The following is a 12,787-nucleotide window of genomic DNA, read 5'->3' as shown; positions in this document are numbered from 1 at the left end:
CTCAGCGGCGCCTGGTACCCGGAGAGGATGACAAGCCCCACTCGCTGGCGCGCTGAGGTGCTGCTGGTGGCGGGAGTTTCGCTGGGGCAGTCGGCGGTGTATGCCGCTGTGCGGCTGGCGGACATGCTCACGCGCGGTCCGCTTCAAGACAGCACTGCTTCGCTCAATAACAGCCAGTCGACGCGGCCGGTGTTCGACCTCGTGTACCAGCTTCTGGGCATTGGGTTCACGCTCGTGCCGGTGGCGCTTGCGCTGTACCTGCTGTGGCTTGACGGGCAGGGCTCGGTGCTGGAGCGCTTGGGGCTGGGACGCGGGCGAGGTTCGGTCAGTGCCGGTCCTGACGCTGTTGGCGGCAGTCGGCGCGATGCCTGGGGCGATGCGTGGCGTGCCGTAGCGCTGTTTGTGCTGATAGGCGCGGGGACGCTCGCTGTTTATGCCGCTGGGCGGGCGCTGGGTGTCACGGCGCAGATTTCGACAAACAACCTAAACGCGGCGTGGTGGACCGTGCCTGTTCTGCTGCTGCAGGCGGTGAAGAACGGCGTGCTGGAAGAAGTGCTGCTGTTCGGGTTCTTCTGGGATCGGCTGGAGAAGCTGCGGTGGTCGCCGTGGGCCATCATTGTGGGGCTCGCGGTTTTCCGTGGAAGCTATCACCTGTATCAGGGATTCGGCCCTTTTGTTGGCAATGTGCTCATGGGACTGATTTTCGGCTGGCTGTATATGCGCCGCCGGAGAGTCATGCCATTCGTGGGTGCGCATACCGCCATCGATATAGCTGGTTTCTTCGCGCCCGGGGTGCTCACAAGTGTTGATCCTCTGTTCTGAGGCAACCGCCAGGGGGCAGGAATTGAACACTCCGCTGTGTGCTGGCCCGACATTTCCTTAGTTCTTCACCACCACAGAGGCTCCGCACTGGCTCCATACCAGCTCTGTCGTCGATTAATGCCGCTGGTGCAGGCCAATGGTGCTTATCACAATGTGAGCCTCGAGGTTTGCTGCACGGAAAATTTTGGCGAATTTGACGCAAGGGGTTGACTGTGTGATGTGTCTCTCATAGCGTTGAAGATACCTGAAGAGACAGGGAGTGATAAAAGAAATCAGAAAATCCGCTAATGATCAGATGTCCGTAGCTGGGTATTTTATACAGCTTATTTGCTTTATGCTCCGCGCCCAGGATCCACGAGGAGGTGCATTTTGTCATGAATACTGAAATGAAGATAAACAATGACCTAACCACTATCGACCTCGCTGCAATCGATCAGGATTTCAACTTTGAGCCGCTGCAAGATGTGGCATCCCCGTCGAATACGGCCGCATGTTTCGGCACTGCAGCGTCTTTCGGTGGTAGCGCCGGCACGGTCGGTTGCTTCGGAACCTTTTGATAGCTGGCTTATCTATCGAGCTGGTAACCACGAGATGTCTGTCAACATTGCCGTTGTGTGACGTCTTGCCTAATAATCGTTAGGAATTTCAATGATGAAAACAGATGTGACCATCGACCTTTTTGCACGTGAAGACGACGTAATGACTGTTGAGGCGCTCCCGGATGCGACGGCGGCGTTCAACACTTATGGCACCGCTTCTACTTTCGGTTGCGCTTCATCCTCAACGAAGGGCAGTGCTGCCACCGCAGGAAGTATGGGCGGATAGCTGGATTTGAATTTCAAGAAAATCACCCGCGATGTAGAAAATCGCGACATGTGATTTATTAGAAAGGTTTATAACAATGCAGACAGAAAACATCGATCTTTTTGCTTCAGAGTCCGACAGCTCACCGGCTGATATTCAGGTCGAAGCGCTGAACGATCAGGCTGCCCCCTCGGGCACCATCGGCAGTGTTGGTTCCTTGGGTAGCGCTTCGTCGTCTAGCAAGGGATCTCTATCAACCGCTGGTTGTATCTCCGGCTGAGTCCGCGCTCGCGGTTCTCCTTCGACAGGCAGATAAAAAACTGTGGCTTGCGGAGCGGCGCGTCGATATCACACGCCGCTCCGTAAGCCGACTACAGCAAGGCAGTCGCGGCATCCTCCAGGAAGGGTGACAAGGCAATGAACAACACGCGAGGCGTCGCCGAACTAACAGCATCTCGAGCGAAGCTGCACGGCGACGTGGAGATGTTTACAGGAATGGACGGAGCTTCCCTTCTTTTTGACTCGCGCAACAGAAAGTACACCCGGCTCGGCACCACAGCTGCGAAGATCATTACCCTTGCGTCAGAGCTTCCCAAGGACACAACGATCGAGGATCTGACCGAGATTCTGGCAAAGCAGAATTCGACGACAGCTGATGTCGTGTGGACCAAAGTAGGTCCTCTGTTTGAAGACTTAGACGCACGCGGGTGTCTCATCGATTCGGAAGCACCGGGCAAAGATGGGCAGGACGTAGAGGGCTTTCAGCTCATCCGACGTTACCCCTTAGTGAAGAACCCTGCCCGGGTACTCGGCCCCATCAACCGCGTATTCGTAGGAGTTCCAAGTGCGGTCGTCGCGGTGACTGGGGCTATCCTCCTCGTTGCTGCCGTGATCAGCCTCGCAACATGGTTGCCATCGGTGTGGGCGGAGGGGCTCAGACGCGATACCTTTATCGCCGCTGCAATTGCCCTGATCTTTACGACGGCCGTACATGAAAGTGCTCACGCGGTTCTGATGGTGCGCTACGGAACTCCACCGCGTGAAGCTGGTGTGGGTATGCTCTTCGGTTTTCTGCCGATCGCCTATGTCGATCGCTCCGACACCTATCGCATTGTCGAACGACGAAAACGGGTGCTTGTATCGTTGGCCGGGCCCTTGAGCGATCTATTCTTAGCCGGTTGTGCGGCGTTCGCCGCAAGATTCGCTGCTGGACCTGAGCAGCAGTTTCTCAGCAGCCTAGCCATACTTCTGATCCTTGCTGTCATTGTGAACCTGAACCCGATTCTGCCTACTGACGGTGCTCATGCGCTGGAAGCTGCGACAGGGCGGCTTAATGTCCATTCGAAGGCGTTCACTTATGTGTTCGGGCGTTTTGTCAATAGCCGCGCCCATCATCGCCTGAAGAAAGAGCCTCGCAAGGTCAGGGTCTGGTACGCCCTTGTGGCTGTCCTGAGCATCGGCTGGCTGCTGCTAATCATCGCAATGATGGTGCAGACCGTGATCGGACTGGAGATCGTGTAATGACTCGAACCGTCGGCAAGGACGAGGTTGCGGTGAATCGCACTGTTTTCGATTATTCTGTCAGCCGGACTTCCGTCGTTGGGATTCACCGGTTCGCGGAATTACGTGATGCAGATCTGGTGGCAAACTTCTCGCGACTGCTTACCGAGGAGTCCCGTGCTCGTGAACTTGAGTTGCGAGTTTCAGACGCACTCCATTCTCTCGTATCTCGTGCATCTTCCGAGATGCGTATACCGATCATTCGTTTTCGTCGGGATGTGTTCAACCGCAGGATGAAGTGGTTGCAAGCGCAAGCGGTTCGAGACCTTGTTTCCAACATGAACCCGTCTGCAGCACAGGATCTTGCTGAGTTGGAAGAGATCCTCGCGCGCCTAAGCGAACGCCATCGTGAAATTGACGACGCATTGACTGCCCGGCTTGAAACGGAGTCCAGTCTGCTGTCACAGATTGCCGAAGTTCCCGAGCTGGCCTCTGCTGTCTCGCTTTCCAGCCCATCCGTATGGCAAGCGCGTCAGCGCCTGACGCGAAAATCCAAGCAGTCGTTCCCATCAAACCTTAACCGAGCCTTATTTACATACGCTCAACGCGGTGCTCTGAAGCCGTCCCCTCTGTCGACTTTCTCCCGGCTGGACATCATGGGGCCCAATTGCGCTGATGTTGCTCCAGAGGCGGCCAGTCATTTGTCAGTGGCGGTCGTGCGCGCACTGGCTAGCGCTCTTTCTACCCACCCAGACTGGATGCACGCATTTGAGTTCCAACCCAATCTAACTCTGAGATCAATGAGCGACACAATGGCGCAGGTCATGGTTCCGATGTATCAGCGCATTGAGGGGCAGTACAACTGGAGGCGGGATGACATCCTCTATGCGAATGTGGGCGCGAAGCTAGCGGATAAAGTCCGCTCATTGCCCGCCGGGTCTTCAGCCACTGCCGTTGAAGCGCACTTTGAGGGAACGCTACCCATAAGGTTCCTGGTTGATTCTGGACTCGTCCTGCCCATTCTGCCCTGGAACACATCTGAAGGAGATGCTCTCAAAGGGCTTGTCGACGCTCTGCCTCCGGAAGCACAGCTGACCCGATCCTTAAGCAACCTGGCCGAAGGCATCGATAGTCTCTCGGAAGCCATTCCCGATCGCCGTATCGCCCTGCAAAGAGAGGCACATCAGCGTCTCAAGGATGCCTTCAATGACATCGGCCGTGTCCCGCCTGTTTTCAGTCGAGTACGCGATATCGTGCGCGAGAACTACGTAGGCGCTGCTTCAAGCCAGAGTGACCGAGAGTATTCCTCGCTTGCGGCCACAGCAGATCAGGTCTACAGCGAGGGACTTTTCCGGGGAGTCCTTCACGATCGGCTACTGCGGCAAGCACGGGAGCTGTTCGACCGGCCCACAGGAACGCTCGTGATTCGTGATGTGCCGGGCTATCTCACGCAGATCTCCTATGGTGCCGACAATGTGCGCCGATATCAGGACACTCAGCTGGAGGAGGCGCGACTTGCGCAGACGAACGGCCGCAGTGCTCTGGCGGCTAGCCGACCAGTTTTCCGCACTGCCTCGACGGCCCCTCCGATCGGCATGGCCATCATCCATCACGGTCTCGAACCAGAGAGTGGAGTGCTCGATTCGATCGGCGCTTATGGACCAGGTCAGCTGACGCGTTACCTGCGTGAACCGACGCGGACGACAGTGGGAAGCGATCTGCGCTCATGGGTCGCTGCGATGACGCCCGACACAACTATGCAAGTCGAAGTCAGCGTTGCCAATGATCAGAACGATCTGCAGAGAGATGCGTCGGGGATATGGCCTCGTCTCCAGTGGCCGGTCGATTCGTGCAAGGACTCGGGTGCCGTGGATGTATTTGATTTGTCAATTGAGATCGATTCGGATGACGCGGTATCGGTGACAGTGGATGATGGCCAGCCGGTGCAGCTGATCTATGTCGGAGTGGTCCCACAATCACTCATTTCAGGACCGATTCGAAATCTGCTGGCACTGACATCACCTTGGTCATACGCACCGCTCGATCCGTACGAGCTTGCCCCGTTGCCGCCCGTGCTGGAAGGGTCGATGCTAAGGGAACGGCAGGAACGCGACGGCTTAGTGCTTTCACGCAGAACACTCATCTGCGAGGCCAGTGAGATGCCAGCTGCACTCTTCGACGGCGTAAGCTCGAACTCAGTCCTGGACTTCTGCGCCATGCTCGCCGGCTGGGGGTTCGGCGAGGAGGTCTTTGTACAGTTTGTGCCGAAGCAGCTGTCATTCGCAGCTGATCCGAAACCGTTCTGGGTTTCATGCGGATCGGTGTCATCTCTGGAGTTTCTGCGCCACAGTCTCGTGATGAGCAGAAACCAGCACCACCTGAAGATCACGGAGGCTCTGCCAGCTGTGGGTGAGGCCGTCGCATCCGGAGCAGAATTTGCAGAACAGACGATGCATCTGCTGCCGGGTGGAGGTGTTCTATGATGTTCGAGCCCTCACGGTTCGTGTATTGGCAAGTGATCCATCAGGACTTTTCCCTGGACGATGCCGCTATTACCCAGGTAGTCAAGCCCGCAGTGAGCAACTGGTGTCCAAGAGCTGAATGGCACTTCCTCCGCTACTTCGACGAACGAGGACCGCATCTGCGTTTGAGAGTCGTCCCACCTGACCCAGACAAAGTAGGAGACCTCATTAACGGTTTGACTCGCGAACTGGAAGACAGGCTGTCGGCTCTGCTCGTTGGAGCTTCCGCCTCAGACCATCGGCAGACAAGTCTGTTCGACCAGTCAGATGTTCCGTTGCCGTTGACAAGGGATTCCGGTGTTCATCTGGCTCTTTATGAGCCGGAAATATCAAAGTACGGCGGCGAGGATGGGCTGTCCAAAGCAGTGCAAATATGGGCTTCCTCGACTAAAGAAGCGCTGCGGTACCTTTCGCCTCAGTGGAAACCCGAACAGCGCCTTTCTATGGCCGCCGGACATTGCTACCTCGCTACGAAGACCTTCTTTGGTGACGACACCAACATGATGAGGAGATTCTGGACTCGTTACGCACTGTTCTGGTCTGGAGGAAACCAGGAGCGGCTTAACCAACTTTCAAGTGACAGCGTGCTCAGTGAGCTGCTATCGAGCTCGGCAGCTGCGGCGCGCGTGGACAGCAACGATTCTGAAGCTCTATGGCCTGGAAACTTGGCTGAGCTTTGTGATGGCGATGTGAACCAGCTCAATCACCAGGTGCACCTGCACAATAACCGACTGGGCTTACCGCCAGTGGACGAGGCTCCGCTAGCAGTCCTCGTGTTGTTGTTGCTTCGAGCACATGTATCGGGAGCGTTCGAATGAGAAACATCATTCAAAACAGAGGGGGCACGATGGCAAGGACTGAAGCTGCCGACATCACAGCTGTTCGTCAGTTGGTGTCGAGGCGCGGGGGCCTCATAGGACAATGTGTGCCCCTCGAAGCATTCGAGGGGTCACACGACTGGCATGTATACGCTTCGAACCTTGGTGACCTTACGGATGTGGTGCCAAGCATCGGCGTCGCAGGCGCCGCGGGGGGGGTGACGTCCAGCTCGGCGGGGCCGGCACATCCCAAGATGAGCTCCTCGCATCAGATATTGCAGCCGTGGAAGGTCTAGAGCGCTACTCGTCATGCGTGTGGGAGGACCTGCCTGTTCGGTGGGCAACCGAACGGCAGATGCGAGAGAAGGGTGAGCCTCATCTTGACATCATGACGTTGCCCACCATCGGCAAAATGGAACAGGAGCAGAGCTCGAAGTACCTTGCGCGCCCTCACCTAGACCGACCTCTGCGCTGGATCCGTGGGGTGGACCTAGACGGATTCACCCCGGCGTGGGTCCCGCTCATCTGCACGTATCTGTTTGTTTCCCCAGTGGCTCTCGGGGAGCGGATCTGGAATCCAATCTCCACCGGCTGCGCAAGTCATACGAGCAAAGACGCGGCGTTGCTGGCAGGAGTCCTGGAATGCATCGAGCGCGAGTCGATTGCAGTGGTGTGGTTACAGCGGCTCTCCCTCCCAGTCATCGATCCGGACAGCTTGCCGGCAGCGCACCATGCCTACGTCAATGACTTTGAGCAGCACGGTGCACAGGTGTCCCTCATCGATGCCACGACTGACCTCCGGGTCCCCACGGTGTACTGCCTTGTTCGTCGGCCTGGTCGACTTGTGGCACAGCTGGTGACTTGTGCGTCTGACACCAGCGGTGAAGGGGCGGCGCTGAAGGCGTTGCGCGAAGCGCAGTCAACGCTTGTCGCTTTGGAAACGAACACTGCAGCGCTCCCGGAAAATGTCATGGATTTTCACGATACTATCCACGGGGCCGTCTACATGGCCGACCCCGAGCGTACAACAGCTTTTGACTTCGTGGATGCCTCCAACGACAGAGTCAGTCTGTCCAGTTTTCCGGACCTGGGTGAAGATCCGACAGAAGCGCTCTTTTCCACTCTGGCAGTTTTACGGGAACGTGGGCTCAAAGCGTACGCGGTCGATATGACGACTGACGAAGGAGCGCGGAGTGGTTTCATCTCAGTCAAGGCGATAATTCCCGGACTCGTGCCTCTCTCATTCATCCACTCCAGCCGATTTCTGGGAACGTCGCGACTATATGAGCTGCCGGAGTTTTTCAATCAGCCAACCTCACCCGAGGAGGAAATAAATCCATGGCCACAGCCTTTCGCTTGAGCTCAGGGGTCTTTCTATCGGCACTCGATTCGAATGCGAAGCACATCGCAGACGAATTCGAAGCAAAGCTGGCGGAACTGCCACATTCTATTCCTGTGACCAGATCAGATGCTATCGGGCGGCACGGCGGGCCGACGTGGGCCGAAAGTGGAGTTGCCAACATTCTGATTGCGACGTCCCCGCGGCCCCAACTGGAAGCGCGCGCACACCGAATGTCACGGATTGACGGATCTGTCACCGTCCCGATTACCATCGATCATCCGTTTGTCAGATTCGGCCCGATCGCAGATGGCATTGGAGGATGTTCTGAGTGCTTGCGCGTCAGGTTGAAACAACACGGACTGAGCGATGATTTCGAACGAATGCGCATATCTGCATTCGGCGATCAACATGGAGGGCCCAATCTCCTGCTTCCCCACGAGACTGAGCATCTTTTCGCACGTGCTCTTGCTGTTCTGGAGCAATTGGAGCACGGCAACCATAGTCACGATCCGGGCCGCGTGATCTGGTTCGATCTGATGAACATTTCCTCCACCTCAGGCACCGTGTCCGGTATTCACGGCTGCAGTATTTGCGGCGGACAGGCAGGATCGCCAGAAACCCGAACATGGAAATATCTTGCGGAAAGGGAGGTTTGAGCAATGGTCAAACAGTCCACGCCAGATGATCGAGGAAAAATGAGCGCCGCCGATATTCGGATTGCGGCGATCAATGACATCACAATGCAGCCTCCAGAGAACCCCTGTGCTGTTGATGGCCTTCTGATATCTCGTGTCGATAATGGGGTCTTGATTGTTGGTGGACCGAAACCGGTGTTCCTCACAGGTGAGTTCGCCAGGTCACGCCTGATACCGTTGTTGGACCAGCTCGACGGTCAGCGAGATTCTGCAGACCTCAGCCAGGCGACCGGATTGACGATTCCGGAGCTGAGTTCAGCCTTAGCTCTTCTCCACGCCAAGAGATTGTTGCAGTGGGGGCCAACGTTCACCGGAAGCGAAGCTCCCGAGACGGCTGCCGCGCTTTCTTCGCGACTGGCGAACTCCCGATACTTCAAAAACCCGGCAGAAGCCATGGCTCACGCAACGCGCAATCCCGTTCGGATCATGGGTGATGATCCGGCGATCGATTGTTCCGCGCTGTCGGAACAGATGAGTCTACTGGGTATCAACCTGGCGGACCGAGAAGAGGATCTCGGGCCGCGGTCCCTTACTCTCATTCTCGGCGCAACGGTACCGCAGGAAGCACTGGAGTCGGATACTGCCGGTGCGGTGATACACGCTTATACCCTCCAGGGCCATCTCGTGGTCTCATCACTCCTTCGCGACGACCTCCCCTGCCATTCATGTTTCGAATATGCGATCGCCGAGTATCGAGATTCCGAGCTCTATGATTCCTCCGGAGCTCAGTGGTCTGCTGACTCTGCGTACGCCGGTAGGCTGGCAACGTCTGCGCTTGCAGGCAATATTGCGTCAATCGTCCTTCGGACCGCACAGATCAAACTGATCAGGCGGGCACTAGTTGTCCGACTGCATGACGGCGAAGAATTTGCTGTTCAAGTGTATTCACAGCCGAGCTGCTCCACCTGCGGAATCGGCGAGGCGTTCAGTGACGACAGTGTGCTGATGTATGAGGATCAAATTGCGTTCCCACCCGCAGACCTGCTGGACCCTGCTACCCACCTAGCGCACTACCAACCGGCGAATGTCGAGTTGCAGAAACCGGTGACCGCTTGGGACAGCCAGCAGTTTTCAATTGGGCCCGGCGATGTTGACGACGAGAATGTCTTGCGACTGCTTCAGACCCTCCACAAGACGTTCGGATTCAAAACCGACGCTGGCAACGGACAGTATCAGCGGTATGCGGCCACCGGCGGAAATCTGGGCTCGCCACAATGCGACGTGCTTGTCGGCAAAGGTGCCCCCGGTGTGCCCCCGGGGCATTATCGCTATGACGGTGTCAACCAGCGTCTCGTGAGCTTCTCGGAGTCAGTCCTTGAGATCCCTGATGGTGCGGTGCAGGTGGTGCTCAGCGCTGGAATGTCACGTATGGCTTCGAAATATGGAACCAGCGCGCTGCGACTCGTGCATCTTGACGCGGGAGTTACACGCTGTCACCTGATAGCAGCCGCGATCGGTGAGGGTCTCCGACCGCGTCTGCATCTGCGAAGTGACAGTGAGGAGCTCCAACGCCAGATCAACCGACCGCGTATGAGCGACCCCGTCACATGTTCGATCACTTTCGACCTCGTGCAGGGGCACGATTCCGACGACGCCGGTCGGTACCCCGAATCTGTTGCGGGAAGTCGACCGTCTCGCAGAGTTCAAGAGGGCGTCGGCAGTGAGTTGCGGACTAACTCTAAGGGCACACTAAAAACGTTTCTCGGCTTTGCCGATAGCAACGCCGACCTCGCTGCCTCGCGGACGATCGGCTCCTCATTTGCGAATCTCCATGAGGGAATCACTGGCAGAGTCTCTCACCGAGCGTGGGACGACCGGCCCGTTTCACTTGACACGGTCCAGCAAGTCGCCGCACGAATCGTCACTGTTCTTGCAGACGTCTCGAGCGGACTGTTCGGGGTGACCACTGACTTCTCCATCGTTGGACAGAACATCGAAGGTCTCAGTCCTCGCAGTTGGAACATCGGACCGGGAGGGGAACTGGATCCCCTGACGACTCTGGAAGAGAAACCGCTTTCCCACGCGGTCATTCAGCCCGAGTACGTGCTTGCACCGGTTCTCGCTGTTGCCACGGTTCGTATGGCAGATATCGCACGTACTGGGAAGCCCCGGGCATATTTGGATGCACTCATGGATGCAGGTACGGGTCTCTATGCAGGATGGCTGGAGATGCGGAGAATCGGCCTTGAAGGCGGTGTGTTCGCCGGAATCCTTCCCGACAAATCCGTGCCGAAGCTTCTGCAGGGCACGCTGTGGGACCGGAGGCCAGTGCTCGCTCTCGCGATGGGGCATCCGCTCAAGGACCAACCGCTAGATGTTCCGGAGGTGCACTGATGGGTGAGTTGGCGGTTGTTGCGCAATCTCTGAAGAAAACCTACCAACGGGGAGGAGAACCGTTCTGGGCCGTTGACGACATCAGCTTCGAAATCCCCGCTGCCGGGATCTATGGCCTGCTGGGTCCGAACGGGGCTGGCAAATCGACCACGCTAGAGATGATCGCCGGGTTGCGCAAGCCCGACGGGGGCGCGGTTCGCGTGCATGGCCTGGATCCATTCCGCGACCGGGCGGCGATTACTCATCGTCTGTCCATTCAGCCGCAGAAAGCCGCCGTGTTTCAACATCAGACGGTGATTGAGCTCCTCAGTACCTGGGCGTTGTTCTATCCGCAGGCTCGGACTGCCCGCGACATCATCGATGCCCTCGCATTGGGTCCGTCGGCCTCTGCTCGGGTCGCGAAGCTGTCCGGTGGCCAGCTTCAGCGATTGCTGATCGGGACTGCCATCATTTCGTCGCCCGATGTGCTGATTTTAGACGAGCCGTCTGCCGGACTGGATCCGAACTCCCGAGACGATCTCTGGAGCGCGATCCGCGCGGAAGGCGAACGCGGGGCAACAGTGATCCTCTCCACCCATTCGATGGAAGAGGCTGAAGCGCTCTGTGAGTCACTCACCATACTCAACGAGGGCAAGATCGTGGCGAATGGCTCTCCGCATGCACTGATCAGCGAACATGCGTCGGGTAATGTGATCTCCTTCGATATGTCCAGCTCTCGGCTAGACGCTTTCGAAGCCAACACGGAGTTGCGCGAACTAATGGCCTCCTGCTCTCGGAAGGATCAGGGGGCTTTCTCCGAGGTTACTGTCGAGACGACACAGGCGGAGCGTTTCCTGAAATGCCTTATGAGCTCGAACTTGGCCGCGGACGTGCAGAACCTTACGACCACCAATGCCGGGCTCGACAGCGTGTTTAAGAAAGTTACCGGAAGGGCGCTAGAAGATGACTGACACTGCTGTGCGCACCCGTCAAAAAGTATCCTGGTCGCGCATGCGCGCCCTCTTGGTCCTTCAGCGGCGCGAGCTGCTGAGGGACAAACGGAACTTCTGGTTCGCATTCCTTTTCCCCTTCGCGATTCTGGGCATGTTCCTGGTCATCTTCGGAGCGGTGGGCTCGTATGCAGACGGCACGAGCGCAACCGATCAGGTGATCGCCATGACACTGTTCATGGGAGTCACATCAGTTGCCTTTCTCGCCACCGCATCTCCGCTGGCGACCGTTCGCCGTGATGGTGTCCTCCGACTGCTGAGCACGACGCCTGTCACGAGACTGGAGTTTCTTCTCACGCACATGCCGGTCCGCCTGGCGGTCGTCGTCGTTCAGGTGCTGATTATCCTGGCGATTGGCGCTGCGCTGGGCGCCGTTGAGGTGAGCCAGATCTTGCCCGCTTTGGGCGTCAGCCTGTTGGGGCTGTCAATGTTCGGGGCGCTGGGCTACCTTTTGGGTGGCGTGATGCCCGGCCCTGATTCTGCATCCAATGTGGGAACCTTTGTTCAGCTTGCCGCTTTCTTCCTCTCGGGTCTGGTATTCCCACTCGAAGTCTTCCCGGACGCTGTCGAAGTGTTCCTCACCTATATGCCCTTCACCTTCTTCGCCGAGCTCCTATCTGGAGTTCTGATGAATGTGGATACTAGCCATGCTTGGTGGTTGTCGGCGATTGTGATCGTGGTGACTGCGATCGTGATCAGTATGATTGCAGCGCGGGTCTTCAAATGGGAAGAATGACCATTTGAACTTGTGGGTATTCCTCGCTAGAGCCGTGCCGATGTGGCTGAGCTTCGGGCGGTGCCGGTTCTACTGTTGCAGGCGATGAAGAACGGCGTGCTGGAAGAAATGCTGCAGTTGGGTTTTTGGTGCCAGGCATTCTGCGCGGCTGAATCTCCGCGGCGGGCTGGCTGAACTCACGCGGAGGTCGGGCCAAAGTTGCGCGCAAATGCAGATGCACGCTTT

Annotated in this window: 12 protein-coding genes; all 12 read left to right on the top strand. The window is 57.3% G+C overall.

Annotated elements, in window-relative coordinates; genetic code table 11:
* Positions 1-27: 27 nt before the first annotated feature.
* The 12 genes from HMPREF3162_RS00980 to HMPREF3162_RS00935 all read left to right on the top strand — a co-directional run bounded on the left by HMPREF3162_RS00980 (position 28) and on the right by HMPREF3162_RS00935 (position 12,562).
* Positions 28-822, top strand: coding sequence for a CPBP family intramembrane glutamic endopeptidase (locus HMPREF3162_RS00980; RefSeq protein ID WP_070776595.1), 795 nt, complete (start codon positions 28-30; stop codon positions 820-822).
* Between the two features lie 374 nt (positions 823-1,196).
* A complete protein-coding gene (locus HMPREF3162_RS11530) occupies positions 1,197-1,379 on the top strand; it encodes a thiocillin family RiPP (protein ID WP_141750148.1) in 183 nt (60 codons plus the stop codon).
* Between the two features lie 91 nt (positions 1,380-1,470).
* Positions 1,471-1,647 (top strand): thiocillin family RiPP, encoded by a 177-nt coding sequence (locus HMPREF3162_RS11525; RefSeq protein WP_141750149.1) that lies wholly within the window; start codon positions 1,471-1,473, stop codon positions 1,645-1,647.
* Between the two features lie 76 nt (positions 1,648-1,723).
* Positions 1,724-1,906 (top strand): thiocillin family RiPP, encoded by a 183-nt coding sequence (locus tag HMPREF3162_RS11520; protein ID WP_141750150.1) that lies wholly within the window; start codon positions 1,724-1,726, stop codon positions 1,904-1,906.
* A gap of 137 nt (positions 1,907-2,043) precedes the next feature.
* Positions 2,044-3,147 carry a M50 family metallopeptidase gene (locus HMPREF3162_RS00975; protein WP_070776594.1) on the top strand — a complete coding sequence of 368 codons (1,104 nt, stop codon included), beginning with the start codon at positions 2,044-2,046 and terminating at the stop codon, positions 3,145-3,147.
* Complete coding sequence (locus HMPREF3162_RS00970) at positions 3,147-5,609, top strand: hypothetical protein (RefSeq protein WP_070776593.1); 2,463 nt, start codon at positions 3,147-3,149, stop codon at positions 5,607-5,609. Before HMPREF3162_RS00975 ends, HMPREF3162_RS00970 begins: the two co-directional genes overlap by 1 nt.
* Complete coding sequence (locus HMPREF3162_RS00965; protein WP_070573258.1) at positions 5,606-6,466, top strand: lantibiotic dehydratase C-terminal domain-containing protein; 861 nt, start codon at positions 5,606-5,608, stop codon at positions 6,464-6,466. Before HMPREF3162_RS00970 ends, HMPREF3162_RS00965 begins: the two co-directional genes overlap by 4 nt.
* 274 nt (positions 6,467-6,740) lie before the next feature.
* Positions 6,741-7,826, top strand: coding sequence for a YcaO-like family protein (locus HMPREF3162_RS00955; RefSeq protein ID WP_083318853.1), 1,086 nt, complete (start codon positions 6,741-6,743; stop codon positions 7,824-7,826).
* Positions 7,805-8,464 carry a hypothetical protein gene (locus HMPREF3162_RS11515; protein WP_141750151.1) on the top strand — a complete coding sequence of 220 codons (660 nt, stop codon included), beginning with the start codon at positions 7,805-7,807 and terminating at the stop codon, positions 8,462-8,464. Before HMPREF3162_RS00955 ends, HMPREF3162_RS11515 begins: the two co-directional genes overlap by 22 nt.
* Positions 8,465-8,467: 3 nt before the next feature.
* Entirely contained in the window at positions 8,468-10,837 is a 2,370-nt protein-coding gene (locus tag HMPREF3162_RS00945) for a nitroreductase family protein (protein ID WP_141750152.1), read from the top strand.
* Positions 10,837-11,787, top strand: a complete 951-nt coding sequence (locus HMPREF3162_RS00940; RefSeq protein ID WP_070776590.1) for an ABC transporter ATP-binding protein — start codon at positions 10,837-10,839, stop codon at positions 11,785-11,787. The genes HMPREF3162_RS00945 and HMPREF3162_RS00940 overlap by 1 nt, the downstream gene beginning before the upstream one ends.
* Positions 11,780-12,562: an ABC transporter permease gene (locus HMPREF3162_RS00935; RefSeq protein WP_083304062.1), complete on the top strand. Its 783-nt coding sequence runs from the start codon at positions 11,780-11,782 to the stop codon at positions 12,560-12,562. Before HMPREF3162_RS00940 ends, HMPREF3162_RS00935 begins: the two co-directional genes overlap by 8 nt.
* Positions 12,563-12,787: the final 225 nt, after the last annotated feature.

The sequence above is a fragment of the Brevibacterium sp. HMSC07C04 genome (genome assembly GCF_001815905.1).
In the GTDB taxonomy this organism is placed as follows: Bacteria; Actinomycetota; Actinomycetes; order Actinomycetales; family Brevibacteriaceae; genus Brevibacterium.
This window is presented reverse-complemented; position numbering and strand designations above follow the sequence as displayed.

What these genes read in the sequence shown, in the direction of transcription:
- HMPREF3162_RS00980 (WP_070776595.1), top strand. Translation starts at nt 28, where the DNA reads ATGACAAGCCCCACTCGCTGGCGCGCTGAGGTGCTGCTGGTGGCGGGA.
- HMPREF3162_RS11530 (WP_141750148.1), top strand. Translation starts at nt 1,197, where the DNA reads ATGAATACTGAAATGAAGATAAACAATGACCTAACCACTATCGACCTC.
- HMPREF3162_RS11525 (WP_141750149.1), top strand. Translation starts at nt 1,471, where the DNA reads ATGATGAAAACAGATGTGACCATCGACCTTTTTGCACGTGAAGACGAC.
- HMPREF3162_RS11520 (WP_141750150.1), top strand. Translation starts at nt 1,724, where the DNA reads ATGCAGACAGAAAACATCGATCTTTTTGCTTCAGAGTCCGACAGCTCA.
- HMPREF3162_RS00975 (WP_070776594.1), top strand. Translation starts at nt 2,044, where the DNA reads ATGAACAACACGCGAGGCGTCGCCGAACTAACAGCATCTCGAGCGAAG.
- HMPREF3162_RS00970 (WP_070776593.1), top strand. Translation starts at nt 3,147, where the DNA reads ATGACTCGAACCGTCGGCAAGGACGAGGTTGCGGTGAATCGCACTGTT.
- HMPREF3162_RS00965 (WP_070573258.1), top strand. Translation starts at nt 5,606, where the DNA reads ATGATGTTCGAGCCCTCACGGTTCGTGTATTGGCAAGTGATCCATCAG.
- HMPREF3162_RS11515 (WP_141750151.1), top strand. Translation starts at nt 7,805, where the DNA reads ATGGCCACAGCCTTTCGCTTGAGCTCAGGGGTCTTTCTATCGGCACTC.
- HMPREF3162_RS00945 (WP_141750152.1), top strand. Translation starts at nt 8,468, where the DNA reads ATGGTCAAACAGTCCACGCCAGATGATCGAGGAAAAATGAGCGCCGCC.
- HMPREF3162_RS00940 (WP_070776590.1), top strand. Translation starts at nt 10,837, where the DNA reads ATGGGTGAGTTGGCGGTTGTTGCGCAATCTCTGAAGAAAACCTACCAA.
- HMPREF3162_RS00935 (WP_083304062.1), top strand. Translation starts at nt 11,780, where the DNA reads ATGACTGACACTGCTGTGCGCACCCGTCAAAAAGTATCCTGGTCGCGC.